At 72.1% G+C, this 26561-nt stretch carries 23 protein-coding genes; 21 read left to right on the forward strand and 2 right to left on the reverse strand.

Going from position 1 to position 26561, the window contains the following annotated elements:
- Positions 1 to 40: 40 nt before the first annotated feature.
- Positions 41 to 541 carry a transcriptional regulator BldD gene (gene bldD, locus ABT085_RS13605; protein WP_152893850.1) on the reverse strand — a complete coding sequence of 167 codons (501 nt, stop codon included), beginning with the start codon at positions 539 to 541 and terminating at the stop codon, positions 41 to 43.
- Positions 542 to 793: 252 nt separating this feature from the next.
- Between bldD and pyrR the strand changes: the two genes are divergently transcribed.
- The 14 genes from pyrR (at position 794) to ABT085_RS13675 (ending at position 17656) form a co-directional block, all read left to right on the forward strand.
- Positions 794 to 1363, forward strand: coding sequence for a bifunctional pyr operon transcriptional regulator/uracil phosphoribosyltransferase PyrR (gene pyrR / locus ABT085_RS13610; protein ID WP_351605875.1), 570 nt, complete (start codon positions 794 to 796; stop codon positions 1361 to 1363).
- 125 nt (positions 1364 to 1488) lie between these two features.
- The gene (locus ABT085_RS13615) at positions 1489 to 2469 is read left to right on the forward strand and encodes an aspartate carbamoyltransferase catalytic subunit (protein ID WP_351605877.1); all 981 of its coding nucleotides are present in this window, start codon (positions 1489 to 1491) and stop codon (positions 2467 to 2469) included.
- Positions 2470 to 2473: 4 nt separating this feature from the next.
- A complete protein-coding gene (locus ABT085_RS13620; protein ID WP_351605880.1) occupies positions 2474 to 3760 on the forward strand; it encodes a dihydroorotase in 1287 nt (428 codons plus the stop codon).
- Positions 3757 to 4326, forward strand: a complete 570-nt coding sequence (locus ABT085_RS13625; protein ID WP_351605883.1) for a PH-like domain-containing protein — start codon at positions 3757 to 3759, stop codon at positions 4324 to 4326. The genes ABT085_RS13620 and ABT085_RS13625 overlap by 4 nt, the downstream gene beginning before the upstream one ends.
- Complete coding sequence (carA, locus tag ABT085_RS13630) at positions 4323 to 5480, forward strand: glutamine-hydrolyzing carbamoyl-phosphate synthase small subunit (RefSeq protein WP_351605885.1); 1158 nt, start codon at positions 4323 to 4325, stop codon at positions 5478 to 5480. The genes ABT085_RS13625 and carA overlap by 4 nt, the downstream gene beginning before the upstream one ends.
- Positions 5473 to 8781 (forward strand): carbamoyl-phosphate synthase large subunit, encoded by a 3309-nt coding sequence (carB, locus tag ABT085_RS13635; protein ID WP_351605888.1) that lies wholly within the window; start codon positions 5473 to 5475, stop codon positions 8779 to 8781. The genes carA and carB overlap by 8 nt, the downstream gene beginning before the upstream one ends.
- Positions 8782 to 8884: 103 nt before the next feature.
- On the forward strand, positions 8885 to 9991 hold the full coding sequence (locus ABT085_RS13640; RefSeq protein ID WP_351605890.1) for a quinone-dependent dihydroorotate dehydrogenase: 1107 nt from the start codon (positions 8885 to 8887) through the stop codon (positions 9989 to 9991).
- Positions 9988 to 10833, forward strand: coding sequence for an orotidine-5'-phosphate decarboxylase (pyrF, locus tag ABT085_RS13645; protein ID WP_351605892.1), 846 nt, complete (start codon positions 9988 to 9990; stop codon positions 10831 to 10833). Before ABT085_RS13640 ends, pyrF begins: the two co-directional genes overlap by 4 nt.
- A 268-nt stretch (positions 10834 to 11101) precedes the next feature.
- Complete coding sequence (locus ABT085_RS13650; RefSeq protein WP_003977346.1) at positions 11102 to 11425, forward strand: integration host factor; 324 nt, start codon at positions 11102 to 11104, stop codon at positions 11423 to 11425.
- A 60-nt stretch (positions 11426 to 11485) separates the two neighbouring features.
- Positions 11486 to 12079 (forward strand): guanylate kinase, encoded by a 594-nt coding sequence (gmk, locus tag ABT085_RS13655; RefSeq protein WP_351605895.1) that lies wholly within the window; start codon positions 11486 to 11488, stop codon positions 12077 to 12079.
- 52 nt (positions 12080 to 12131) lie between these two features.
- Positions 12132 to 12401 (forward strand): DNA-directed RNA polymerase subunit omega, encoded by a 270-nt coding sequence (rpoZ, locus tag ABT085_RS13660; RefSeq protein ID WP_030785847.1) that lies wholly within the window; start codon positions 12132 to 12134, stop codon positions 12399 to 12401.
- Between the two features lie 123 nt (positions 12402 to 12524).
- Complete coding sequence (coaBC, locus tag ABT085_RS13665) at positions 12525 to 13727, forward strand: bifunctional phosphopantothenoylcysteine decarboxylase/phosphopantothenate--cysteine ligase CoaBC (RefSeq protein ID WP_351605898.1); 1203 nt, start codon at positions 12525 to 12527, stop codon at positions 13725 to 13727.
- Between the two features lie 237 nt (positions 13728 to 13964).
- Positions 13965 to 15173 carry a methionine adenosyltransferase gene (metK, locus tag ABT085_RS13670; RefSeq protein ID WP_162469547.1) on the forward strand — a complete coding sequence of 403 codons (1209 nt, stop codon included), beginning with the start codon at positions 13965 to 13967 and terminating at the stop codon, positions 15171 to 15173.
- 311 nt (positions 15174 to 15484) lie between these two features.
- The gene (locus ABT085_RS13675) at positions 15485 to 17656 is read left to right on the forward strand and encodes a primosomal protein N' (protein ID WP_351605902.1); all 2172 of its coding nucleotides are present in this window, start codon (positions 15485 to 15487) and stop codon (positions 17654 to 17656) included.
- 163 nt (positions 17657 to 17819) lie between these two features.
- Here the strand turns inward: ABT085_RS13675 and ABT085_RS13680 are convergent, their stop codons facing one another.
- Entirely contained in the window at positions 17820 to 18362 is a 543-nt protein-coding gene (locus ABT085_RS13680; RefSeq protein WP_351605905.1) for a hypothetical protein, read from the reverse strand.
- Positions 18363 to 18713: 351 nt separating this feature from the next.
- Between ABT085_RS13680 and fmt the strand changes: the two genes are divergently transcribed.
- From fmt to ABT085_RS13720, 7 genes are all read left to right on the forward strand, one after another.
- Entirely contained in the window at positions 18714 to 19646 is a 933-nt protein-coding gene (fmt, locus tag ABT085_RS13685; RefSeq protein WP_351605908.1) for a methionyl-tRNA formyltransferase, read from the forward strand.
- A 277-nt stretch (positions 19647 to 19923) separates the two neighbouring features.
- Positions 19924 to 21342 carry an RsmB/NOP family class I SAM-dependent RNA methyltransferase gene (locus tag ABT085_RS13690; RefSeq protein ID WP_351605911.1) on the forward strand — a complete coding sequence of 473 codons (1419 nt, stop codon included), beginning with the start codon at positions 19924 to 19926 and terminating at the stop codon, positions 21340 to 21342.
- 292 nt (positions 21343 to 21634) lie between these two features.
- Positions 21635 to 22321 (forward strand): ribulose-phosphate 3-epimerase, encoded by a 687-nt coding sequence (rpe, locus tag ABT085_RS13695; protein ID WP_351605914.1) that lies wholly within the window; start codon positions 21635 to 21637, stop codon positions 22319 to 22321.
- Positions 22322 to 22399: 78 nt separating this feature from the next.
- Positions 22400 to 23443 (forward strand): sugar-binding transcriptional regulator, encoded by a 1044-nt coding sequence (locus ABT085_RS13700; RefSeq protein WP_351605917.1) that lies wholly within the window; start codon positions 22400 to 22402, stop codon positions 23441 to 23443.
- A 241-nt stretch (positions 23444 to 23684) separates the two neighbouring features.
- Positions 23685 to 24026 carry a barstar family protein gene (locus ABT085_RS13710; RefSeq protein WP_351605920.1) on the forward strand — a complete coding sequence of 114 codons (342 nt, stop codon included), beginning with the start codon at positions 23685 to 23687 and terminating at the stop codon, positions 24024 to 24026.
- 132 nt (positions 24027 to 24158) lie between these two features.
- Positions 24159 to 25601, forward strand: a complete 1443-nt coding sequence (locus ABT085_RS13715) for a GuaB1 family IMP dehydrogenase-related protein (protein WP_351605954.1) — start codon at positions 24159 to 24161, stop codon at positions 25599 to 25601.
- A 246-nt stretch (positions 25602 to 25847) separates the two neighbouring features.
- Entirely contained in the window at positions 25848 to 26300 is a 453-nt protein-coding gene (locus ABT085_RS13720; protein WP_351148992.1) for an Lrp/AsnC family transcriptional regulator, read from the forward strand.
- The last annotated feature ends 261 nt before the right edge of the window (positions 26301 to 26561 follow it).

A 26561-nucleotide genomic window follows, 5' to 3' on the forward strand; every position in this document is an offset into this window, starting at 1 on the left:
GGCCACCCCGGCGGCACGTTTCTGCTGAGACGGTGCTTGCTCAGTTGTCCTCGTGGGCGACCGCGCGGCGCGCGTCCGCGTCCAGGACACCCCAGTTGATCAGCTGCTCGGTGAGCACCGAGGGCGACTGGTCGTAGATGACGGCGAGGGTGCGCAGGTCGTCCTGGCGGATCGAGAGCACCTTGCCGTTGTAGTCACCGCGCTGCGACTGGATCGTGGCCGCGTACCGCTGGAGCGGGCCGGCCTTCTCGACCGGCACGTGGGCGAGGCGCTCCAGGTCGAGCACCAGCTTCGGCGGCGGCTCGGCGGCGCCGCCAGGGGTCGTGCCCGGAAGCAGCTCCTGTACGGGAACGCCGTAGAAATCCGCCAGTTCGGCAAGACGCTGTACGGTCACGGCACGGTCACCGCGCTCGTACGAACCGACCACGACCGCCTTCCAGCGTCCCTGGGACTTCTCCTCGACACCGTGGAGGGAAAGGCCCTGCTGGGTGCGGATGGCCCGGAGCTTGGCCCCGAGCTGTTTGGCGTATTCGCTGGACATATGGCTCCCCGGCACTGGGTCGACGCGGCCGGCGTTGATTCCCGCCACGCAGTTGGTAACTCACTGTGAGGTTACGCAGCGTGATTCTCCTGCGTCAAGCCGAATGGTCCACACCGACGCTTCGCGGAAGGCGGCGACCGATTGCGCCAAGGGGGTGATCGGGACGGTCGCGTCGGCCTGCTAACGTGGATGGCGCAATCCCGACGTCCTTTAAGGTCCGTCCCGTGAGGCGGAGAAGGAGGTCCGTTTCGTATGGACACATCATTGCCCGATGCGCGGCCCGTACTCGAGGGCCCGGACATCGCGCGGGTACTGACCCGCATCGCCCACGAGATCGTCGAACGTGCCAAGGGCGCCGACGACGTGGTGCTCCTCGGCATCCCGACCCGGGGCGTCTTCCTCGCCCGGCGGCTCGCCGACAAGCTCGCGGAGATCACCGACCGCAAGATCCCGGTCGGCTCGCTCGACATCACGATGTACCGCGACGACCTGCGTATGCACCCGCCGCGTGCGCTGGCCCGCACCGAGATCCCCGGTGACGGGATCGACGGCCGCCTCGTCGTCCTGGTCGACGACGTGCTCTTCTCCGGCCGCACGATCCGCGCCGCCCTCGACGCCCTGAACGACATCGGGCGCCCCCGCGCGGTCCAGCTCGCGGTCCTCGTCGACCGCGGCCACCGCGAGCTGCCCATCCGCGCCGACTACGTCGGCAAGAACCTCCCCACGTCGCTGCGGGAGACGGTCAAGGTCCAGCTCGCCGAGGAGGACGGTCGCGACACCGTGCTGCTCGGCGCGAAGCGGACCGTCCCGGGCGAGCAGTAGTCACACGGGGGGCGTACGTCGGCGACGTACGTCCTGCCCGTGTGCCCGCGCACGCCCGCCGCGCCGCTCCGGGGGACACCCCCGGACCCGCCTCCCCGCCTGAACTGCCTTACGGAGCCTGAAAGATGCAGCGTCATCTCATCTCGGCCGCCGACCTCACCCGCGACGACGCCGTCCTGATCCTCGACACCGCCGAGGAGATGGCCCGGGTGGCCGACCGGCCGATCAAGAAGCTGCCGACCCTGCGCGGCCGCACGATCGTCAACCTCTTCTTCGAGGACTCGACCCGCACCCGGATCTCCTTCGAGGCCGCCGAGAAGCGCCTCTCGGCGGACGTCATCAACTTCACCGCCAAGGGGTCGAGCGTCTCGAAGGGCGAGTCCCTGAAGGACACCGCACAGACCCTGGAGGCCATGGGCGTCGACGCCGTGGTCATCCGGCACGGCGCCTCCGGCGCCCCCTACCGTCTGGCCACCTCCGGCTGGATCGACGCCGCCGTGATCAACGCGGGCGACGGCACCCACCAGCACCCCACGCAGGCCCTGCTGGACGCGTTCACCATGCGCCGCCGGCTCGTCGGCCGCGACGCCGGCCTCGGCCAGGACCTGGCCGGCAAGCGGATCACCATCGTCGGCGACGTCCTGCACAGCCGGGTCGCCCGCTCCAACGTCGACCTGCTGCACACCCTCGGCGCCGAGGTCACCCTGGTCGCGCCGCCCACCCTGGTGCCGGTGGGCGTGGAGACCTGGCCCTGCGAGGTCGCCTACGACCTCGACAGCACGCTGCCCAAGTCCGACGCCGTGATGATGCTGCGCGTCCAGCGCGAGCGCATGAACGCCGCCTTCTTCCCGACCGAGCGCGAGTACTCGCGGCGCTACGGGCTGGACGGCGACCGCATGGCGAAGATGCCCGAGCACGCGATCGTGATGCATCCCGGCCCGATGGTCCGCGGCATGGAGATCACCGCCGAGGTCGCCGACTCCGAGCGCTGCACGGTCGTCGAGCAGGTCGCCAACGGCGTCTCCATCCGCATGGCGGTCCTCTACCTGCTGCTCGGCGGCAACGAGCCCGCCGGCACCCAAGCCCGCACCACCGAGGAGAAGTAAGACGATGAGCAAGATCCTGATCCGTGGTGCGAAGGTGCTCGGCGGCGAGCCCCAGGACGTGCTGATCGACGGCGCGACGATCGCCGCCGTCGGCACCGGACTCGACGCCGAGGGCGCCGAGGTCGTCGAGGCCGGCGGCAAGGTACTGCTGCCGGGCCTGGTCGACCTGCACACCCATCTGCGCGAGCCGGGCCGCGAGGACTCCGAGACCGTGCTGACCGGCACCCGCGCCGCTGCCTCCGGCGGCTACACGGCCGTGTTCGCCATGGCCAACACCTTCCCGGTCGCCGACACCGCCGGTGTGGTCGAGCAGGTCTACCGGCTCGGCCAGGAGCACGGCTACTGCGACGTGCAGCCGATCGGCGCCGTCACCGTCGGCCTGGAGGGCAAGAAGCTCGCCGAGCTCGGCGCCATGCACGAGTCCGCCGCCGGCGTCACCGTCTTCTCCGACGACGGCAAGTGCGTCGACGACGCCGTGATCATGCGCCGGGCGCTGGAGTACGTGAAGGCCTTCGGCGGCGTGGTCGCCCAGCACGCGCAGGAGCCGCGGCTGACCGAGGGCGCCCAGATGAACGAGGGCGTCGTCTCCGCCGAACTCGGCCTGGGCGGCTGGCCCGCGGTGGCCGAGGAGTCGATCATCGCCCGGGACGTCCTGCTGGCCGAGCACGTCGGCTCCCGCGTCCACATCTGCCACCTGTCGACCGCCGGCTCCGTCGAGATCGTCCGCTGGGCCAAGTCCCGCGGCATCGACGTCACCGCCGAGGTCACCCCGCACCACCTGCTCCTCACCGACGAGCTGGTGCGCTCGTACAACCCGGTCTACAAGGTCAACCCGCCCCTGCGCACCGAGCGGGACGTCATGGCGCTGCGCGAAGCGCTCGCCGACGGCACGATCGACATCGTCGCCACCGACCACGCCCCGCACCCGCACGAGGACAAGGACTGCGAGTGGGCCGCGGCCGCCATGGGCATGGTCGGCCTGGAGACCGCGCTGTCGGTGGTCCAGGAGACGATGGTCGACACCGGGCTGCTCGACTGGGCGGGCGTCGCCGACCGGATGTCGGTCAGGCCGGCGCAGATCGGACAGGCCTCCGGCCATGGACGACCTGTCTCGGCAGGTGAGCCCGCGAACCTCGTCCTGGTGGACACGCAATACCGTGGACCGGTGGACCCCGCGCGCTTCGCCTCGCGCAGCCGCAACACTCCCTACGAGGGCCGCGAGCTGCCGGGCCGTGTGACGCACACCTGGCTGCGGGGCAAGGCCACCCTCGTCGACGGGAAGCTCACGTGACACCTGTAATCCTGCTGGCCGCCGAGAAGAAATCGGCCGAGGTCACCGACTGGGCCGCGCGCATCGGCTGGCTCGTCGGACTCGCCCTCTTCGTCGCGCTCGTCTACTGGCTGATGCGCGAGGGCTGGAAGTGGCGCGGCACCCTCCAGGGCGACCTGCCCGAGCTGCCCACCGCGCCGGAAGAGCCCGGTCCGGTGAGACTGGGCATGAGCGGCCGCTACCACGGCTCCACCACGGCCGGGCAGTGGCTGGACCGCATCGTGGCGCGCGGCCTGGGCACCCGCAGCCGGGCCGAGCTCGCACTGACCGACGCGGGCCTGGACGTCGTACGCCCCGGCGCGGACGACTTCTTCGTCCCGCGCCAGGCACTGCGCGAGGCCCGGCTCGACAAGGGCATCGCGGGCAAGGTGCTCACCGAGGGCGGCCTGCTGGTCGTGACCTGGGCCCACGGCGACCGGCTGATCGACTCCGGCTTCCGCTCCGACCGGGCGGCCGAGCACAACGAGTGGGTCGACGCCATCAACGCGATGATCGAAAAGACGGAAACAACGGAAGGCGCACGATGACCACCTCCACCAGGGGAGCCGCCAGGACTCCCGCCGTACTCGTCCTGGAGGACGGCCGGGTCTTTCGCGGCCGCGCCTACGGGGCCGTGGGGGAGACCTTCGGCGAGGCGGTGTTCTCCACCGGCATGACCGGCTACCAGGAGACCCTCACCGACCCGTCGTACGACCGGCAGATCGTCGTCGCCACCGCCCCGCAGATCGGCAACACCGGCTGGAACGACGAGGACGACGAGTCCAGCCGCATCTGGGTCTCCGGCTACGTCGTCCGCGACCCCGCGCGTGTGCCCTCCAACTGGCGCGCCAGCCGCTCCCTCGACGAGGAACTCGTCGATCAGGGCGTCGTCGGCATCTCCGGCATCGACACCCGCGCCCTCACCCGCCATCTGCGCGAGGGCGGCTCCATGCGGGCCGGGATCTTCTCCGGCGACGCGATCGCACCCCACGCCGAGCTCCTCGCGCGCGTGCAGGCCCAGCCGCACATGAAGGGCGCGAGCCTGTACGAGGAGGTCGCCACCAAGGAGGCCTACGTCGTCCCGGCGGTCGGCGAGAAGAAGTTCACCGTCGCCGCCATCGACCTCGGCATCAAGGGCATGACCCCGTACCGCATGGCCGAGCGCGGCATCGAGGTGCACGTGCTGCCCGCCACGGCGACCGAGGACGACATCTACGCCATCGCCCCCGACGGCGTGTTCTTCTCCAACGGACCCGGCGACCCGGCGACCGCCGACGGCCCTGTCGCGCTGATGACGGCCGTCCTGAAGCGCAGGACGCCGCTGTTCGGCATCTGCTTCGGCAACCAGATCCTCGGCCGCGCCCTCGGCTTCGGCACCTACAAGCTGAAGTACGGCCACCGCGGCATCAACCAGCCGGTCCAGGACCGTACGACCGGCAAGGTCGAGGTCACCGCGCACAACCACGGCTTCGCCGTGGACGCGCCGCTCGACCGGGTCACCGAGACGCCCTTCGGCCGCGTCGAGGTCTCCCACGTCTGCCTGAACGACGACGTGGTGGAGGGCCTGCAGCTGCTCGACCAGCCGGGCTTCTCCGTCCAGTACCACCCCGAAGCGGCAGCGGGACCCCACGACGCCGCCTACCTGTTCGACCGCTTCACGTCTTTGATGAGCACAGTCCCGATGGAGGGCCAGCGTGCCTAAGCGCACCGATATCCAGTCCGTCCTGGTCATCGGCTCCGGCCCGATCGTCATCGGCCAGGCAGCCGAGTTCGACTACTCCGGCACCCAGGCGTGCCGCATCCTGCGCGCCGAGGGCCTGCGCGTCGTCCTGGTCAACTCCAACCCGGCGACGATCATGACCGACCCGGAGATCGCCGACGCCACCTACGTCGAGCCGATCACCCCCGAGTTCGTCGAGAAGATCATCGCCAAGGAGCGCCCCGACGCGCTGCTGCCCACCCTGGGCGGCCAGACGGCCCTGAACACGGCGATCTCGCTGCACGAGAACGGCGTCCTGGAGAAGTACGGCGTCGAGCTGATCGGCGCCAACGTCGAGGCCATCCACAAGGGCGAGGACCGTGAGCAGTTCAAGCAGGTCGTCGAGGAGGTCAACCGCAACATCGGCCACGGCGAGTCCGCCCGCTCGGTCATCTGCCACTCCATGGACGACGTCCTCGCCGGCGTCGACACGCTCGGCGGCTACCCGGTCGTGGTCCGCCCCTCCTTCACGATGGGTGGCGCCGGCTCCGGCTTCGCGCACGACGAGGAGGAGCTGCGCCGCATCGCGGGCCAGGGCCTGACGCTCTCCCCGACCACCGAGGTGCTCCTGGAGGAGTCCATCCTCGGCTGGAAGGAGTACGAGCTGGAGCTGATGCGCGACAAGCACGACAACGTCGTCGTCGTGTGCTCCATCGAGAACTTCGACCCGATGGGCGTGCACACCGGTGACTCCATCACCGTGGCACCCTCGATGACCCTCACCGACCGCGAGTACCAGATCCTGCGCGACATCGGTATCGCCGTGATCCGCGAGGTCGGCGTCGACACCGGCGGCTGCAACATCCAGTTCGCGGTGAACCCGGTCGACGGCCGCGTCATCGTCATCGAGATGAACCCGCGCGTGTCGCGGTCCTCGGCGCTCGCCTCCAAGGCGACCGGCTTCCCGATCGCCAAGATCGCCGCCAAGCTCGCCGTCGGCTACACCCTCGACGAGATCCCCAACGACATCACCCAGGAGACCCCGGCCTCCTTCGAGCCGACGCTCGACTACGTGGTCGTCAAGGCCCCGCGCTTCGCCTTCGAGAAGTTCCCCTCGGCCGACTCCACCCTCACCACCACCATGAAGTCGGTCGGCGAGGCCATGGCCATCGGCCGCAACTTCACCGAGGCCCTCCAGAAGGCGCTGCGCTCGCTGGAGAAGAAGGGCAGCCAGTTCACGTTCACCGGCGAGCCCGGCGACAAGGACGAGCTGCTGCGCGAGGCCGTACGGCCCACCGACGGCCGGATCAACACGGTCATGCAGGCCATCCGCGCGGGCGCCACGCCCGAGGAGGTCTTCGAGCACACGAAGATCGACCCCTGGTTCGTCGACCAGCTCTTCCTCATCAAGGAGACGGCCGACGAGCTCGCCGCGGCCGAGCGCCTGGACGTCGACCTGCTCGCCGAGGCCAAGCGGCACGGCTTCTCCGACCAGCAGATCGGCGAGATCCGCGGGCTGCGCGAGGACGTCGTGCGCGAGGTGCGGCACGCCCTGGGCATCCGCCCGGTGTACAAGACCGTCGACACCTGTGCCGCCGAGTTCGCGGCGAAGACGCCGTACTTCTACTCCTCCTACGACGAGGAGAGCGAGGTCGCGCCGCGCGAGAAGCCCGCGGTGATCATCCTGGGCTCCGGCCCGAACCGCATCGGCCAGGGCATCGAGTTCGACTATTCCTGCGTCCACGCCTCCTTCGCGCTGAGCGACGCCGGGTACGAGACCGTGATGGTCAACTGCAACCCGGAGACCGTCTCCACCGACTACGACACCTCCGACCGGCTGTACTTCGAGCCGCTCACCCTGGAGGACGTGCTGGAGATCGTGCACGCCGAGTCGCTGGCCGGCCCGATCGCGGGCGTCGTGGTCCAGCTCGGCGGCCAGACCCCGCTCGGCCTGGCGCAGGCCCTGAAGGACAACGGCGTGCCGGTCGTGGGCACCTCCCCCGAGGCCATCCACGCGGCCGAGGACCGGGGCGCCTTCGGGCGGGTGCTCGCCGAGGCCGGGCTGCCGGCCCCGAAGCACGGCACCGCCACCACCTTCGACGAGGCCAAGGCCATCGCGGACGAGATCGGCTACCCGGTCCTGGTGCGCCCGTCGTACGTCCTGGGCGGCCGCGGCATGGAGATCGTCTACGACGAGACCCGGCTGTCGTCCTACATCGCCGAGTCGACCGAGATCAGCCCCACCCGGCCGGTCCTGGTCGACCGCTTCCTCGACGACGCCATCGAGATCGACGTCGACGCCCTCTACGACGGCCACGAGCTCTACCTCGGCGGTGTCATGGAGCACATCGAGGAGGCCGGCATCCACTCCGGCGACTCGGCGTGCGCCCTGCCGCCGATCACCCTGGGCGGCTTCGACATCAAGCGTCTGCGCGCCTCGACCGAGGCCATCGCGCGCGGGGTGGGCGTCCGCGGACTGATCAACATCCAGTTCGCGATGGCGGGCGACATCCTCTACGTCCTGGAGGCCAACCCGCGCGCCTCGCGCACCGTCCCCTTCACCTCGAAGGCGACCGCGGTGCCGCTGGCCAAGGCCGCCGCGCGGATCTCGCTGGGCGCCACCGTCGCCGAGCTGCGCGCCGAGGGCCTGCTGCCGGCCAACGGCGACGGCGGCGAGCTGCCGCTGGACGCGCCGATCTCCGTCAAGGAGGCCGTGATGCCCTGGAGCCGCTTCCGGGACACCTCCGGCCGCGGTGTGGACACCGTCCTCGGCCCCGAGATGCGCTCCACCGGCGAGGTCATGGGCATCGACTCCGTCTTCGGCACGGCGTACGCCAAGTCGCAGTCGGGCGCGTACGGGCCGCTGCCCACCAAGGGCCGCGCGTTCATCTCGGTCGCCAACCGCGACAAGCGTTCGATGATCTTCCCGGCGCGCGAGCTGGTCGCCCACGGCTTCGAGCTGCTCGCCACCTCCGGCACGGCCGAGGTCCTCAAGCGCAACGGCCTGAACGCCACGGTGGTGCGCAAGCAGTCCGAGGGCACCGGACCGAACGGCGAGCGCACCATCGTGCAGCTCATCCACGACGGCGAGGTCGACCTCATCGTCAACACCCCGTACGGCACCGGCGGCCGGCTCGACGGCTACGAGATCCGTACGGCCGCCGTCGCCCGCGCCGTGCCGTGCCTGACGACGGTCCAGGCGCTCGCCGCCGCCGTCCAGGGCATCGACGCGCTCAACCACGGCGACGTGGGCGTCCGCTCGCTCCAGGAACACGCGCAGCACCTGACCGCGGCGCGCGACTAGCAGCTCCGAGGGGGACACCGGAAACGGTGTCCCCCTCTTCATGACGGCCCCCCACGTCATGGCCCCCGTCATGAGGACCCCCGAGGACTCGAGGACTTCCGAGATGTACAAACTCTTCTTCCATCTGGTCTTCCGGCGCATGGACCCCGAGCAGGCCCACTACCTGGCCTTCCGCTGGATCCGGCTCGCGGCGCGCGTCCCCGTCCTGCGCACCTTCCTGGCCGCCGCGCTCGCGCCCCGCCACCGGGAGCTGCGCACCGAGGCCTTCGGGCTGCGCATGCACGGCCCCTTCGGGCTCGCGGCCGGCTTCGACAAGAACGCCATCGCGATCGACGGCATGGCGATGCTCGGCTTCGACCACATCGAGATCGGCACGGTGACCGGGGAGGCACAGCCCGGCAACCCCAAGAAGCGGCTGTTCCGCCTGGTCCCGGACCGGGCGCTGATCAACCGCATGGGCTTCAACAACGAGGGCTCGCTCGCGGTCGCGGCCCGGCTGGCCGCACGGACGCCCGTGTTCAGGACCGTCGTGGGCGTGAACATCGGCAAGACGAAGGCAGTCCCCGAGACGGAGGCCGTCGGCGACTACGTGAAGTCGGCCGAGCGGCTGGCGCCGTACGCCGACTACCTGGTCGTCAACGTCTCCTCCCCGAACACGCCCGGCCTGCGCAACCTCCAGGCCACCGAGGCGCTGCGCCCGCTGCTCGGCGCGGTGCGCGAGGCCGCGGACCGCGCGGTGACCGACCGCCGGGTCCCGCTGCTGGTGAAGATCGCCCCGGACCTCGCCGACGAGGACGTCGACGCCGTCGCCGACCTGGCCGTCGAGCTCGGCCTGGACGGGATCATCGCCACCAACACCACCATCGCGCGCGAGGGACTCGGTCTGACCTCCTCGCCGGCCCTGGTCCAGGAGACCGGCGGACTGTCCGGCGCGCCGCTGAAGGAACGCTCGCTGGAGGTGCTGCGCCGCCTCTACGCGCGCGTGGGCGACCGGATCACCCTGGTGGGCGTCGGCGGCATCGAGAACGCCGAGGACGCCTGGCAGCGCATCCTCGCGGGCGCCACCCTGGTCCAGGGCTACAGCGCCTTCATCTACGAGGGCCCCTTCTGGGCCCGCGCCCTGCACAAGGGGCTCGCCGCGCGCCTGCGCACCAGCCCCTACCCCACTCTCGCCGACGCGGTCGGTGCCGACGTCAGGAAGGCCGCATGAGCTCTCTGGAACCCTTCGGTGCCCGGCTGCGCCGCGCCATGGACGAGCGCGGGCCGCTGTGCGTGGGCATCGACCCGCACGCCTCCCTGCTGGCCGAGTGGGGCCTGAACGACGACGTGGCCGGTCTGGAGCGGTTCAGCCGCACGGTCGTCGAGGCGACGGCCGACCGGGTCGCCGTCCTGAAGCCGCAGAGCGCGTTCTTCGAGCGCTTCGGCTCACGCGGGGTGGCCGTGCTGGAGAAGACGGTCGAGGAGGCGCGGGCGGCCGGTGCGCTGGTCGTCATGGACGCCAAGCGCGGCGACATCGGCTCCACCATGGCCGCCTACGCCGAGTCCTTCCTGCACAAGGACGCCCCGCTGTTCTCGGACGCGCTGACCGTCTCGCCCTACCTCGGCTACGGGTCGCTGGCCCCGGCCGTCGCCCTGGCGCGCGAGAACGGCGCGGGTCTGTTCGTGCTCGCCCTGACCTCCAACCCGGAGGGCGGCGAGGTGCAGCACGCGGTGCGCGCGGACGGCCGCACGGTCGGCGCGACGATGCTGGCCCACCTGGCGGCCGAGAACGCGGGGGAGGAGCCGCTGGGGTCCTTCGGGGCGGTCGTCGGCGCCACGCTGGGCGACCTGTCGTCGTACGACCTCGACATCCACGGTCCGCTCCTCGCGCCCGGCATCGGCGCCCAGGGTGCGACGCCGGCCGACCTTCCCGAGGTGTTCGGCGTGGCGGTGCGCAACGTCGTGCCCAACGTCAGCAGGGGTGTGCTTCGTCACGGTCCCGACGCGGGCGCGCTGCGTGCCGCCGCGGACCGGTTCGCGCGGGAGATCGAGGCGGTTGTCGCGGCCGTCTGAGGCACCCGGAGGCCGCCGCCGACAGCCTTCCAGGTCGACTTGAGGCTGGATACATTCTCAAATCCGGGGCAATATGTCTGAAATGTCCAGTCCTGATGGAGGCTGACCAGGACTTTTCCTCTGTTCTCGCTGACTCGGACGGAGTTGGCCGCTAGTCTCCGAGCAGAGTGAACGGGCGCAGCGTGTTGCTCGTAACTCCCTAGGTGTGGGGCGACTAGGTTCCTCACCGGTCCGTATCCGACAGTTCGACATCCGAGGTGACGTAGGCGTGGCTCTTCCGCCCCTTACCCCCGAACAGCGCGCAGCCGCGCTCGAAAAGGCCGCCGCGGCTCGCCGGGAGCGGGCCGAGGTCAAGAATCGACTCAAGCACTCCGGCGCCTCCCTTCACGAGGTCATCAAGCAGGGTCAGGAAAACGACGTCATCGGCAAGATGAAGGTTTCCGCCCTGCTGGAGTCCCTGCCGGGCGTGGGCAAGGTCCGCGCCAAGCAGATCATGGAGCGACTCGGCATCTCCGAGAGCCGCCGCGTGCGTGGCCTCGGGTCCAACCAGATCGCCTCCCTTGAGCGCGAGTTCGGCAGCACCGGCTCCTGAGTGCCGGGTGGTCCGGGACTGACGTTCCGGGCACCCCGGGATTGCTGGAATAATCGCTGCATGGCTGCAACATTCCGGGGGACGACCCCCGAGCCCCCGGACGTACGTCCGCGGCTGACCGTGCTCTCCGGCCCCTCCGGGGTCGGTAAGAGCACGGTCGTCGCTCATATGCGCAAGGAACATCCCGAGGTGTGGCTGTCGGTGTCGGCGACGACCCGCAAGCCCCGCCCGGGGGAGAAGCACGGCGTCCACTACTTCTTCGTCAGCGACGACGAGATGGACAAGCTGATCGCCAACGGCGAACTGCTGGAGTGGGCCGAGTTCGCGGGCAACCGCTACGGCACGCCCCGCGCGGCCGTGCTGGAGCACCTGGAGTCCGGTGTCCCGGTCCTCCTGGAGATCGACCTCCAGGGCGCCCGGCAGGTCCGCGAGTCCATGCCCGAGGCCCAGCTGGTGTTCCTGGCCCCGCCCTCCTGGGACGAACTGGTGCGCCGGCTCACCGGCCGCGGCACCGAGCCGCCGGAGGTCATCGAGCGCCGCCTGGACGCGGCGAAGATCGAACTGGCGGCGGAGCCGGAGTTCGACGAGACCCTGGTCAACACCTCTGTCAAGGACGTGGCACGGGAGCTGCTAGCCTTGATGGATGTCGTGTGATCACGAGCGTGTGACCATGACCGACCTTTTCCCCACCATCGGAAGGTAGAGCGTGTCCTCTTCCATCTCCGCGCCCGAGGGCATCATCAACCCGCCGATCGACGAGCTTCTCGAGGCCACGGACTCGAAGTACAGCCTCGTGATCTACGCGGCCAAGCGGGCCCGCCAGATCAACGCGTACTACTCGCAGCTCGGCGAGGGCCTCCTCGAGTACGTCGGTCCGCTCGTCGACACCCACGTCCACGAGAAGCCGCTCTCGATCAGCCTGCGCGAGATCAACGCGGGACTGCTGACGTCCGAGGCCATCGAGGGCCCGGCGTAAGTAGCATTTCCAGCTTGCGGCTGGTTTTTCCACAGGCCCGGCAGCGCGACTGCCGGGCCTGTGGTGTGTGATGGAGGCGTGCGCCCGTCACCGGCGCACGCGAGCGAGCGGAGGGGAGCGACGGTGGACAAGCCGAAGGTCGTACTGGGGGTCAGCGGTGGCATCGCCGCCTACAAGGCCTGCGAGCTGCTGCGAAGACTGACGGAGTCGGGGCATGACGTCCGGGTCGTGCCCACCGCCTCCGCGCTGCACTTCGTCGGCGCCGCGACCTGGTCCGCGCTCTCCGGCCACCCCGTCTCGACCGAGGTCTGGGACGACGTCGACCAGGTCCCGCACGTCCGCATCGGCCAGCACGCCGACCTGGTGGTCGTCGCCCCCGCCACGGCCGACATGCTCGCCAAGGCCGCCCACGGACTCGCGGACGACCTGCTCACCAACACGCTCCTCACCGCGCGCTGCCCCGTGGTCTTCGCCCCCGCCATGCACACGGAGATGTGGGAGCACCCGGCCACCCAGGAGAACGTGGCCACGCTGCGCCGCCGCGGCGCCGTCGTGATCGAACCCGCTGTGGGGCGCCTGACCGGTGTGGACACCGGCAAGGGCCGGCTGCCCGACCCGGCCGAGATCTTCGAGGTCTGCCGCCGTGTGCTCGCCCGCGGTGCCGCGCGGCCGGATCTCGCCGGCCGCCATGTCGTGGTCAGCGCCGGGGGCACCCGCGAACCCCTCGACCCGGTGCGCTTCCTCGGCAACCGTTCCTCGGGCAAGCAGGGCTACGCCCTCGCCCGCACGGCCGCGGCCCGCGGCGCCCGGGTCACCCTGGTCGCCGCGAACACCGGCCTGCCCGACCCGGCGGGTGTGGACGTCGTCCAGGTCGGCACGGCCGTCCAGCTGCGCGAGGCCGTGCTCAAGGCGGCCCCGGACGCGGACGCGGTCGTGATGGCCGCCGCGGTCGCCGACTTCCGCCCCCAGGCCTACGCGACCGGAAAAATCAAGAAGAAGGACGGCCAGGAACCGGAACCCATCGTCCTCGTACGGAATCCGGACATCCTCGCGGAGATCTCCGCCGATCGCGCACGGCCCGGCCAGGTGGTCGTCGGCTTCGCCGCCGAGACCGACGACGTCCTCGCCAACGGCCGCACCAAGCTGCAGCGCAAGGGCTGTGACCTGCTCGTGGTGAACGAGGTGGGGGAACGCAAGACTTTCGGCTCCGAGGAGAACGAGGCTGTGGTACTGGGCGCCGACGGAACCGAGACGGCCGTGCCGTACGGCCCGAAAGAGGCCCTGGCCGAAACCGTATGGGACCTTGTGGCGCAACGCCTGGGGTGAATGTTTCCCTCACCTCGGGGATCACGCCGGGCCCGCACATTCGGGCGTGGCGCCCCTGGCCAAGCTCGAGCGGCATTGGGCAGAATGCCCCGTGCCGCAGGTCACAGCCCTTCCGAGAGGCGAGACAGTGGGGCCATGACCGAGCGCGACCGATAAACTGTTCTCGGACGACATCAGGCGCAGCCCTGTCCGTCCGCCAATGATCAGCCAGCAGCCGCTGCAACCCCAGGGAGCGTTGTGTCCCGTCGCCTGTTCACTTCGGAGTCTGTGACCGAGGGTCACCCCGACAAGATCGCTGACCAGATCAGCGACACCATTCTCGACGCGCTTCTGCGCGAGGACCCGACCTCCCGGGTCGCGGTCGAGACCCTGATCACCACCGGTCTGGTGCACGTGGCCGGAGAGGTCACCACCAAGGCCTACGCGCCGATCCCGCAGCTCGTGCGCGAGAAGATCCTCGAGATCGGCTACGACTCCTCGAAGAAGGGCTTCGACGGCGCCTCCTGCGGCGTCTCGGTGTCGATCGGTTCGCAGTCCCCGGACATCGCGCAGGGCGTCGACACGGCCTACGAGTCGCGGGTCGAGGGCGACGACGACGAGCTCGACAAGCAGGGCGCCGGCGACCAGGGCCTGATGTTCGGCTACGCCAGCGACGAGACGCCCACCCTGATGCCGCTGCCGATCTTCCTGGCGCACCGCCTGTCGAAGCGGCTGTCCGAGGTCCGCAAGAACGGCGCCATCCCCTACCTGCGCCCCGACGGCAAGACCCAGGTCACCATCGAGTACGACGGCGACAAGGCGGTCCGCCTGGACACGGTCGTCGTCTCCTCGCAGCACGCCAGCGACATCGACCTGGACTCGCTGCTGACCCCGGACATCCGCGAGTTCGTCGTGGAGCCGGAGCTGAAGGCCCTCCTCGACGACGGCATCAAGCTGGAGACCGAGGGCTACCGCCTGCTGGTCAACCCGACCGGCCGCTTCGAGATCGGCGGCCCGATGGGCGACGCCGGCCTCACCGGCCGCAAGATCATCATCGACACCTACGGCGGCTTCGCCCGCCACGGCGGCGGCGCCTTCTCCGGCAAGGACCCGTCCAAGGTCGACCGCTCGGCCGCCTACGCGATGCGCTGGGTCGCCAAGAACGTCGTCGCCGCGGGGCTCGCCTCCCGCTGCGAGGTCCAGGTCGCCTACGCGATCGGCAAGGCCGAGCCCGTCGGTCTCTTCGTCGAGACCTTCGGCACCCACAAGGTCGAGCCGGAGAAGATCGAGAAGGCGATCGACGAGGTCTTCGACCTGCGTCCGGCCGCCATCATCCGCGACCTCGACCTGCTGCGTCCGATCTACGCCCAGACGGCCGCCTACGGCCACTTCGGCCGTGAGCTGCCCGACTTCACCTGGGAGCGCACGGACCGCGTGGACGCGCTGAAGAAGGCCGCGGGCCTGTAGGCCCCGGCTCCGCTTCCCGGCACGGGCCCGGCTCTCCCTTCGGGGAGGTCCGGGCCCGTCCTGTGTGTGCCGAGCGGGCCTGTCCGGTGCCTCCCACCCGGGCCGTGCGGGGCGAAACCGGTGGCCGCGGGGGCGCGGGGACCGTACTGTGACGACTCTCCCGGTGCGAAGGCCGCGGCTACTTCGATGGAGCGCGTCCCCAGGGCGTGCGGTGAAGTTGAGCAGGTGTCGCCGCTGTCGTGTGGATCTCGGGAGGCCTCGGTGATCACCGGCGACGCCGGTTGTCGGTCGCGTTTGGTAAGAATGCAAGCGTGAGCAGCGAGAACCGGACGGGGGAGGGCGGCGCCGAAGGCGCGCCGCCCGAACAGCTCGCGCTCATCCGGGCGAGCGTGCGCGAGGCCAAGGTGCCGCGGGCCAAACCCCGGACCTGGCGCGGGGCCGCGCTGGCGAAGGAACTGCCCGTCGCCCGGGTGCTCGTCGACAAGGGCGTGCTGCACCTCGACCGCTACTTCGACTACGCCGTCCCCGAGGAACTCGACGCGGACGCGCAGCCCGGCGTGCGGGTGCGGGTGCGGTTCGGCGCCGGACGGAACCGGGTGCGCGACGGCCGCCGCGAGGGCGGAGGCCTGATCGACGGGTTCCTGGTGGAGCGCCGGGCCGAGTCCGACTACTCCGGGCCGCTGGCCGCGCTCGCCCAGGTCGTGTCGCCCGAGCCCGTACTGAGCGAGGAACTGCTGACGCTGGCGCGGGCCGTCGCCGACCGGTACGCCGGGAGCCTCGCCGATGTGCTCCAGCTCGCCGTGCCGCCGCGCAGCGCGAAGGCCGAGCAACGACCCTCCCCCCAGCCCCTGCCCGCCCCGCGAGCGCCCGAGCCGGGGTCCTGGACGCGGTACGAGCGGGGGGCCGCGTTCCTCCGGTCGCTGGCCACGGGAGGCGCGCCGCGTGCCGTGTGGAACGCCCTGCCCGGCCCCGAGTGGAGCGACGAACTGGCCCGCGCCGTCGCGGCGACCCTCGCCTCCGGCCGCGGGGCGCTCGTCGTCGTGCCCGACGGACGCGCCGCCTCCCGGGTCGACGCCGCGCTGACGGCGCTGCTGGGCGAGGGACGGCACGCGCTGCTGACCGCCGACGCCGGACCAGAGAAGCGCTACCGGCAGTGGCTCGCGGTGCGCCGGGGATCGGTGCGGGCCGTGGTCGGCACCCGGGCCGCGATGTTCGCGCCGGTACGGGACCTCGGGCTGGTCGCCCTCTGGGACGACGGGGACGACAGCCACAGCGAGCCGCACGCGCCGCAGCCGCACGCCCGCGAGGTGCTCCTGCTGCGCGCGGCCCAGGACCGGTGCGCCTTCCTGCTGGGCAGCCGGGACTGCACCGTGGAGGCGGCACAGCTCGTCGAGAGCGGATGGGCACGGCCGCTGGTGGCCGGACGCGAGCAGGTACGGCGCGCCGCGCCACTCGTACGGACCGTCGGGGACCTGGATCTGGCCCGGGACGAGGCGGCACGGGCCGCCCGGCTGCCGAGCCTCGCCTGGCAGACCGCCAGGGAAGGCCTGCGGCACGGACCAGTGCTGGTCCAGGTGCCCCGGCGCGGTTATGTGCCGCGGATGGCCTGCGCGCAGTGCCGCGCCCCCGCCCGCTGCCGGCACTGCGCCGGGCCGCTGGAGGCACGCGACGGCGGGGCGCTGTGGTGCGGCTGGTGCGGGCGGGAGGAAACCGGCTGGCACTGTCCGGAGTGCGGCTCGTTCCGGCTGCGCGCCCAGGTCGTGGGCGCCCGGCGCACCGCGGAGGAGCTGGGGCGGGCGTTCCCGGCGGTGCCGGTGCGGACCTCGGGCCGCGAGCACGTCCTGGACACCGTGCCGGGGACACCCGCGCTGGTGGTGAGCACACCGGGAGCCGAGCCCGTCGCCGAGGGGGGTTATGCGGCCGCCCTGCTGCTGGACGGCTGGGCCATGCTCGGCCGGCCCGATCTGCGGGCCGGGGAGGACGCCCTGCGCCGATGGATCGCGGCGGCCTCGCTCGTGCGGCCGCAGGGCGCGGGCGGGACCGTGGTGGTCGTCGCCGAGCCGACCCTGCGTCCGGTGCAGGCGCTGGTGCGGTGGGATCCCGTCGGTCATGCGGTGCGGGAGCTCGCCGAGCGGGCCGAACTGGGCTTCCCTCCGGTCTCGCGGATGGCCGCGGTGTCGGGCCGGGTGGAGGCGGTCGCCGCGTTCTTCGACGCGGTGCGCCTGCCCCCGGACGCCGAGGTGCTCGGGCCCGTGCCCGTCCCGGACACGGCACCGGGCCGCCCGCGGCGGCCGGGGGCGCCGCCACCGGGGGAGCACTGGGAGCGCGCGCTGGTCCGGGTGCCGCCGGGGAGCGGTGGCGCGATGGCGGCCGCCCTGAAGGCGGCGCAGGCCGCCCGGATGGCCCGGGGCACGGGCGGCGGCGCGGCCGGGGCGGCGAACGAACCGGTACGGGTGCGGATCGACCCGCCGGACATCGGCTGAGACGGGCGTCGGCTGAGCCGACTCGGCCCAGCCGGACTTCGGCTGAGACGACTTCGGTCGAGACGGGCGTCGGCTGCCCCGGGCGCGCGGGACGCCGACATACGGCTGCCCTCCCGGGGCGGCCGGGAGGGCAGGGGGCGGGGAGGGCAGCGACGAAGGCGCGTCAGCCGTTGCGGGGGGCGGGGAAGACGGTCGATCTGACCTCGTCGCGCAGGGTGGGGCTGCCCGCCGTGGGCTGGGTGGGCATCGAGCGGGCCGCGGGCACCGTGGGCACCGTGGGGATGGCGGTGCCGACGTTGACCGCGCGGTTGTCCGACGTCTCCGTGAGCTGCTCCGGCTCGGCGGCCGCCTGGGCCGCGGCGCGACGGGCACCGTAACGGCGGTGCACGGCCTGCTTGGTGACACCGAGCGCGGAGCCCACCGCGTCCCACGAGAAGCCGAGCGAACGGTCGAAGTCGACCGCGGCCGTCACCAGGGTCTCGACGCTGTCCCGCAGTTCCTGGGCCAGCCGGACCGTCGGGGCGGGGGCGCGTCCGTACACCACGAAGCCCGTGGAGGGGCCGGAGCGGCGCGGACGGTAGACGTTGCCCAACTGCGCCGTGAGCGTGCGGAGCGCGTCCACCTGGCGGCGGACCCGCTCGATGTCCCGCACCAGCAAGTGCAGGCTGGCCCGGGCCTGGGCGTCGTTGGTTGCGTGGTCGGCCATGAACAAGCCTCTCGAACCGGCGTTGCAAGGAAACCGGACCGCTGGGCGGCCCGCTGTGTCAACTCTTTCTTGACCAACGCGTGTGAGCGCCGCTGGTCACGGTATGGGGGCGTATGAGCATCCGCGTACGCCCCCGGGGCGGACGTGCGCGGGGCGGATGTGCGCGGGGCGGACATCCGGGGTGCGGCCGTCGGCCAGGGCCCGTGGTCCCGGACAGGCGAGGCCGCTTCCGTGGCCGGTGACGGACAGGCGGGGCCGCTTCCGTGGTCATGGATCGGCGGGGGCCGCTCCCATGGTCATAGACTTGTGCGCTGCCGTTGACCATCCCGCCCGAGAGGCCCGATCCCACCCATGAAGCTCGTCTTCGCCGGTACCCCCGAGGTCGCCGTTCCCGCTCTGGACGCCCTGATCGCCTCCGGGCGGCACGAGGTGGCCGCCGTCGTCACGCGCCCGGACGCACCGGCCGGGCGCGGTCGCAGGCTGGTCGCGTCCCCCGTGGCCCAGCGTGCGGAGGAGGCCGGGATCGAGGTGCTCAAGCCCGCGAAGCCGCGCGACCCGGAGTTCCAGGAACGGCTGCGGGAGATCGCTCCCGACTGCTGCCCCGTCGTCGCCTACGGCGCCCTGCTGCCCAAGTCGGCCCTGGACATCCCGGTCCACGGCTGGGTCAACCTGCACTTCTCGCTGCTGCCGGCCTGGCGCGGGGCAGCTCCCGTGCAGCACTCCATCATGGCCGGGGACGAGATCACGGGCGCCTCCACCTTCCTCATCGAGGAGGGGCTGGACTCCGGTCCGGTCTACGGCACCGTCACCGAGGAGATCCGGCCCACCGACACCAGCGGCGACCTGCTGACCCGGCTCGCCTTCGCGGGTGCCGGGCTGCTCGCCGCGACCATGGACGGGGTCGAGGACGGCAGCCTGCGGGCCGTGCCGCAGCCGGGCGAGGGCATCACCGTCGCACCGAAGATCACCGTGGAGGACGCGCAGGTGGACTGGGCCACGCCCGCGCTGCGGGTCGACCGGGTCGTCCGCGGCTGCACGCCCGCGCCCGGCGCCTGGACCGTCTTCCGCGGCGAGCGGCTGAAACTCGTCCACGTCACCCCCCTGCCGGAGCGGACCGACCTCGCCCCGGGCGTCCTGGACGTCGCCAAGAACAACGTCTACGTCGGTACCGGCTCGTACGCGGTCGAGCTGCTGTGGGTGCAGGCCCAGGGCAAGAAGCCGATGCGGGCGGCGGACTGGGCGCGGGGCGTGCGGATCGGCCACGGGGAGAGTCTCGGGAGGTAGGCCCCTTCGGCCGACTCAGGTCGGCTCAGGCCGACCCACGTCGGCTCAGGTTGGCTGAAACCGGCTCGGCCCGCTTCGCCCGCGGCGCCCGGCCGGCCCGAGCGGGGTGCGGTGCGTGCGGCCGCAAGGCGCGGGAGCCCCGGCGCGGGTCCGGGCCGCACGGCCGGTCAGCAGGGCTGGTCAGCGGGGCCGGGCAGGACGGCCGGGCACGGGGGCCGGGACGGCCGGGACGTAGGCTTGGGGCGTATCACCATCTAACATCCGGAGCACCTTTTTCGTGAGCGATACCTCCCGTCGGCCCCGCAAGCCGGGCAAGCCTTACCGACGACCCCAGAAGGACCCCGTCCGTATGCTCGCCTTCGAGGCGCTGCGAGCCGTGGACGAGCGGGACGCGTACGCGAACCTCGTACTGCCGCCGCTGCTGCGCAAGGCGCGGGAGAAGGGCGACTTCGACGGACGGGACGCCGCCCTGGCCACCGAGCTGGTGTACGGGACGCTGCGACGGCAGGGGACGTACGACGCGGTCATCGCCGCCTGCGTGGACCGGCCGCTGCGCGAGGTGGACCCGCCGGTCCTCGACGTGCTGAGCCTCGGCGCGCACCAGCTGCTCGGGACCCGGATCCCGAGCCACGCCGCCGTCTCCGCCTCCGTGGAACTCGCCCGTGTCGTGCTCGGCGACGGGCGGGCCAAGTTCGTCAACGCCGTGCTCCGGAAGATCGCGCAGCACGACCTCGACACCTGGCTGGAGCAGATCGCGCCGCCCTACGACGACGATCCCGAGGAGCACCTCGCCGTGGTGCACGCGCACCCGCGCTGGGTCGTCTCCGCGCTGTGGGACTCGCTGGGCGGCGGCCGGGCGGGCATCGAGGACCTGCTGGAGGCCGACAACGAGCGGCCCGAGGTGACGCTGGTGGCCCGGCCGGGCCGGGCGGGCACCGAGGAGCTGCTGGCGGAGGAGGCCGCCGTACCGGGGCGCTGGTCGCCTTACGCCGTACGGCTCACCGAGGGCGGCGAGCCCGGTGCCATCCAGGCCGTGAAGGACGGCAGGGCCGGAGTGCAGGACGAGGGCAGCCAGCTCGTCGCGCTCGCGCTCGCCAACGTGCCGGTCGAGGGGCCGGACGAGCGGTGGCTCGACGGGTGCGCCGGGCCGGGCGGCAAGGCCGCGCTGCTGGCCGCCCTCGCCGCGGAGCGCGGCGCGACGCTGCTCGCCTCCGAGAAGCAGCCGCATCGGGCCGGACTCGTGGCCAAGGCCCTGGCCGGCAATCCCGGGCCCTACCAGGTCATCACGGCCGACGGGACCCGGCCGCCGTGGCGCCCCGGGGTCTTCGACCGGGTCCTGATGGACGTGCCGTGCACCGGGCTGGGCGCCCTGCGCCGGCGGCCCGAGGCGCGCTGGCGCCGCCGTCCGGACGACCTCGAAGGGTTCGCTCCGCTCCAGCGCGGGCTGCTGCGCACGGCCCTGGAGTCGGTGCGGGTCGGCGGAGTGGTCGGCTACGCCACCTGCTCGCCGCACCTCGCCGAGACCCGGGCCGTCGTCGCCGACGTGCTCAAGCAGTTCCCGGAAGCCGACCTGATCGACGCCCGGCCCTTCCTGCCGGGCGTACCGGCGCTGGGCGACGGTCCCGACGTACAGCTCTGGCCGCATCTGCACGGGACCGACGCGATGTACCTGGCGCTCATCCGCCGCAACGGCTGACCGCCGCGACGGCTGACCGGCGAGCCGGGATCTCCTCGGGCGGGATCCCGGCGCGGGCCGGTCATGGCAGGTCGTGGATGGCAGGTCGTGGGCCGGTGGCGGGCAGGCCGCGGAGCCGTCCGCCGGCCGCCCGAGAACGGCCCGGTGCCCGTCGGAGGCGGCACCGGACCGCCTCCGGACCGCCTCCGGACCGCCTCCGGACCGCCTCCGGACCGCCTCCGGGGCGGGCCGCGGGGGATGCGCCGACCGTACCGGGGCGAACAACCGGGCGAGGACGTGGCAGTCTTGGGGCATGGCCGCACAGATCAGCCCCAGCATCCTCTCCGCCGACTTCGCCCGCCTCGCGGACGAGGCCCGGGCGGTGGAAGGAGCCGACTGGCTCCACGTCGACGTCATGGACAACCACTTCGTCCCGAACCTCACGCTCGGTGTGCCGGTCGTGGAGTCGCTGGCGCGTGCGACGGACACCCCGCTGGACTGCCATCTGATGATCGAGGCCCCCGACCGGTGGGCACCGCAGTACGTCGAGGCGGGCGCCTCCTCCGTCACCTTCCATGTCGAGGCGGCCGCCGCGCCGGTGCGACTCGCCCGGGAGATCCGCGCCAAGGGCGCCCGCGCCTCGATGGCGCTGAAGCCCGCGACGCCCATCGAGCCGTACGAGGACCTGCTGCCCGAGCTCGACATGCTGTTGATCATGACGGTGGAGCCGGGCTTCGGCGGTCAGGCCTTCCTCGACATCATGCTGCCGAAGATCCGCCGTACCCGGGAGCTGATCACCAAGCACGGGCTGGAGCTCTGGCTGCAGGTCGACGGCGGGGTGTCGGCCGAGACGATCGAGCGGTGCGCGGAGGCGGGCGCCGACGTCTTCGTCGCCGGTTCGGCGGTGTACGGGGCATCCGACCCGGCCGAGGCGGTACGTGCACTGCGCACCCGGGCGGACGCGGCCACGGCCAAGGCGTCATGGGCGTGCAGCCACTGAACGACGGGAACGTGAACGGCGGCCTGCAAGGCTGATCAAGTGCACCGGATCTGCAAGGATGAACGGTGAATCCAGAGTGTGAACAGCAGTGAGGAGATCGCCGTGTCGGGTATGTCGGCGGGCCGGTCAGCCGTGCGGATGGGACCCGCTGAGCTGGTGCAGGCGGCGGCCATGGCCCGCCGCTTCTATCTCGAGGGAAAGTCCAAGATCCAGATCGCGGAGGAGTTCGGCGTAAGCCGCTTCAAGGTGGCCCGGGTCCTGGAGACGGCCCTCGAACGGGATCTCGTACGCATCGAGATCCGTGTGCCGGCCGAACTGGACGCAGAGCGCTCCGACGCGCTCCGTGCCCGGTACGGCCTCAGGCACGCCGTCGTCGTCGAGTCCCCGGCGGAGGCCGAGGAGACGCCCGACCCCGAGAACCTGGGCGAGGTCGCGGCCGACCTGCTCGGCGAACTCGTCAACGAGGGGGATGTGCTCGGACTGGCCTGGGGCCGGTCCACGATCCACATGGCGGCGGCTCTCGACCGGCTGCCGCCGTGCACCGTGGTGCAGCTGACCGGTGTGTACGACGCCGGGACCGCCGAACGCGGTTCGGTGGAGGCGGTGCGCCGCGCAGCCCAGGTGTCGGGCGGCGACGCCCACCCGATCTACGCGCCGATGCTGCTGCCGGACGCGGCCACCGCGGCCGCGCTGCGCAACCAGACGGGCATCGCCCGTGCCTTCGAGTACTTCGACAAGGTCACGGTCGCCTGTGTCTCCATCGGCTCCTGGGAGCCGGGCATCTCGACGGTGCACGACATGCTCAGCGACGAGGAGCGGGCGCACTACGCCTCGCTCGGCGTCGCCGCCGAGATGTCCGCGCACCTCTTCGACACCGTGGGCCGTCGGGTGGGCCGCGACCTGGGCGAGCGGTGCATCACCGTGAAGGCGGACCAGCTCCGCCGGATCCCCGAGGTCGTCGCGATCGCGGGCGGGCAGCGCAAGGCGGCCGCCATCGACGCGGTGCTGCGCTCCGGACTCGTCACCAGCCTGGTGACGGACACGTCCGCGGCGGACTACCTGATGACGGCGGGCCCGACACCGCGTTCCGCGCTCAACCGCGCGGACCCCGACGGGCCCTGACGGGATCGGCCCCGGACCGTGAGGGGACGGCCGTGACAGCATCGGGGCACGCTGTCGCGGTACGTCCCCCGCGCGCGGCCCGGTGCGCGAACGGGCCCACCGTCACGAATTCACCGTCAGGACACCGGGCTCGCGGGATCGCGACGCCCGGCGCATTGTCACCGGGCGGGGCGGCGGGTTCTACTGCACGGGCGATCGCTCACACCGGCGATCACTCCAACTCGTTCCGGGCGGTGCCGAGATGACCGACGACCCGACGCGCGATCCGTTCGGCGGACACGTCGTCCTGCTGGACCTCGACGGCGTCGAGGACAAGGCCGGGCTGATGGACCGCTGCGTCGGCGCGCTCGGCCTCCCCGAGTGGTTCGGGCGCAACTGGGACGCCCTCGCGGACAGTCTCTCCGACCCCGCCGTCTGGCCCGAGCAGACCACGGGCCGGGGGCTCCTGATCGTCGTACGCGGCTGGCGGGCGTACGCCGAGGCCCGTCCGGGGGAGTGGGGGACCGCCCAGGACGTCTTCGCCCAGGCGGTGGACGCGCAGCCGGCGCTCTCCGTGCTGCTCGCGCTTGGAGGTTCCTCCTAGGGCACCGCTGACCAGCCTGGAGGTTCTGTCGGGGGACGATCCGGCGCGGGCCGTGGGAGAATGAAGTACGTGCTCATTCCCCCTGGCTGACCTGTCCGGGGGCCGCCTCTGATCGACTGGGATGTGCAGCACGTGCGTTTCCTCAACGACATCCAGCCCGCGTACGACCTGACGTACGACGACGTCTTCATGGTGCCGAGCCGCAGCGCGGTCGGCTCGCGGCAGGGTGTCGACCTCAGCTCACCGGACGGCACCGGCACCACGATCCCGCTGGTCGTCGCCAACATGACCGCGATCGCCGGCCGTCGCATGGCCGAGACGGTGGCCCGCCGCGGCGGGCTCGTGGTCATCCCGCAGGACATCCCGATCGACGTCGTCACCGATGTCGTCTCCTGGGTCAAGAGCCGCCACCTGGTGCTCGACACCCCGATCGTGCTGACCCCGCATCAGACCGTCGCCGACGCGCTCGCCCTGCTGCCCAAGCGGGCGCACAACGCCGGTGTCGTCGTGGACGAGGACGGCCGCCCGGTCGGCGTCGTCACCGACACGGACCTCACCGGCGTGGACCGCTTCACCCAGCTCGGCGAGGTGATGTCCCGGGACCTGCTGCTGCTCGACGCGGACATCGACCCGCGTGAGGCCTTCAACCGCCTGGACGGGGCCAACCGGCGCTACGCCCCGGCCGTCGACGCGGAAGGCAAGCTCGCCGGCATCCTCACCCGCAAGGGCGCCCTGCGCGCCACGCTCTACACGCCCGCCACCGACGAGCGCGGCCGGCTGCGCATCGCCGCCGCCGTCGGCATCAACGGCGATGTCGCTGGCAAGGCCAAGCAGCTGCTGGACGCGGGCGTCGACACCCTCGTCATCGACACCGCGCACGGCCACCAGGAGTCGGTGATCAGCGCGATCCGCACCGTCCGCGGGCTCGACCCGCACGTGCCGATCGCCGCCGGCAACATCGTCGCCGCCGAGGGTGTGCGGGACCTGATCGAGGCGGGCGCCGACATCATCAAGGTCGGTGTCGGACCCGGCGCCATGTGCACCACCCGGATGATGACCGGTGTCGGCCGGCCGCAGTTCTCCGCCGTCCTGGAGTGCGCCGCCGAGGCGAAGAAGTACGGCAAGCACGTGTGGGCCGACGGCGGTGTCCGCCACCCGCGCGACGTGGCGATGGCCCTCGCGGCGGGCGCGTCCAACGTGATGATCGGCTCCTGGTTCGCGGGCACCTACGAGTCCCCGGGCGACCTCCAGCAGGACGCGAGCGGCCGCCTCTACAAGGAGTCGTTCGGCATGGCGTCCGCGCGTGCCGTGCGCAACCGCACCTCGGACGAGTCGGCGTACGACCGCGCCCGCAAGGCGCTGTTCGAGGAGGGCATCTCCACCTCGCGGATGTTCCTCGACCCGGCCCGTCCGGGCGTCGAGGACCTGATCGACTCGGTCATCGCGGGCGTCCGCTCCTCCTGCACCTACGCCGGCGCGGGCTCCCTGGAGGAGTTCGCGGAGAAGGCCGTCGTCGGCATCCAGAGCGCCGCGGGCTACGCCGAGGGCAAGCCGCTGCACGCCAGCTGGAGCTGACCCCCGACTCCGTACGGAACGGCCCCTGTCCCCCCGGCACCGGGAGGGCGGGGGCCGTCCGCGTTCCCGGACGCGCCCGGCGGGCGGTCCCGGCACGCCCGGGGCGGGCGGCCCCGCGTACGGCCTCCGCCGCCACCGTCACCTGGGTGGACTTCGGAGTCGGGACGGCGGCCGGGCCCGTGTTCTACTTCGTGTACGGCAACCGCCGTCCCCGAACCGCCCCACCGGAGAAGTGATCCACCCGCAGTGCTGAACGATCTCGACGAACGCATCGTGCACGCCCTCGCCGAGGACGCCCGCCGCTCCTACGCGGACATCGGGCAGCTGGTCGGCCTGTCCGCACCTGCGGTGAAGCGGCGTGTGGACCGGCTGCGTGCCACCGGCGCCATCACCGGATTCACCGTACGGGTGGACCCGGCGGCGCTCGGCTGGGAGACCGAGGGCTTCGTCGAGATCTACTGCCGGCGCAACACCTCGCCGGAGACGATCCAGCGCGGCCTCGAGCGCTACCAGGAGGTCGTGGCCGCGTCCACCGTCACCGGGGACGCGGACGCGGTGGTCCAGGTCTTCGCCTCCGACATGCGTCACTTCGAGCGGGTGCTGGAGCGGATCGCGGGGGAGCCGTTCGTGGAGCGGACGAAGTCCGTGCTGGTGCTGTCACCGCTGCTGCGCCGTTTCTCCTCGGGCTCGCCGACCTGACCGCGGCCTGACCCGGGCCGGCCGCCCGTGGACCGCCGTCACGCGGCGGCCCCGCCCCACCGCGGCGGTCCCGCCCCACCGCGGCGGCCGGGGGGCCATGGACCACCGTCACACCGTGGCCCGGCCTGGCCCGCGTCGCCCCGGTCGTGCACCCGCAGTCACCGCCGCGCCCCGACCCGGCGTGGCGCAAAACGGCTGCCCTCGGACGGGGCGGCGACCGGGACCGGCTTTGCCGTACCTTCGTCGAAGTGACCCGGAGTT

The sequence above is a fragment of the Streptomyces sp. NPDC002265 genome (genome assembly GCF_040296125.1).
Taxonomy (GTDB): Bacteria; Actinomycetota; Actinomycetes; order Streptomycetales; family Streptomycetaceae; genus Streptomyces.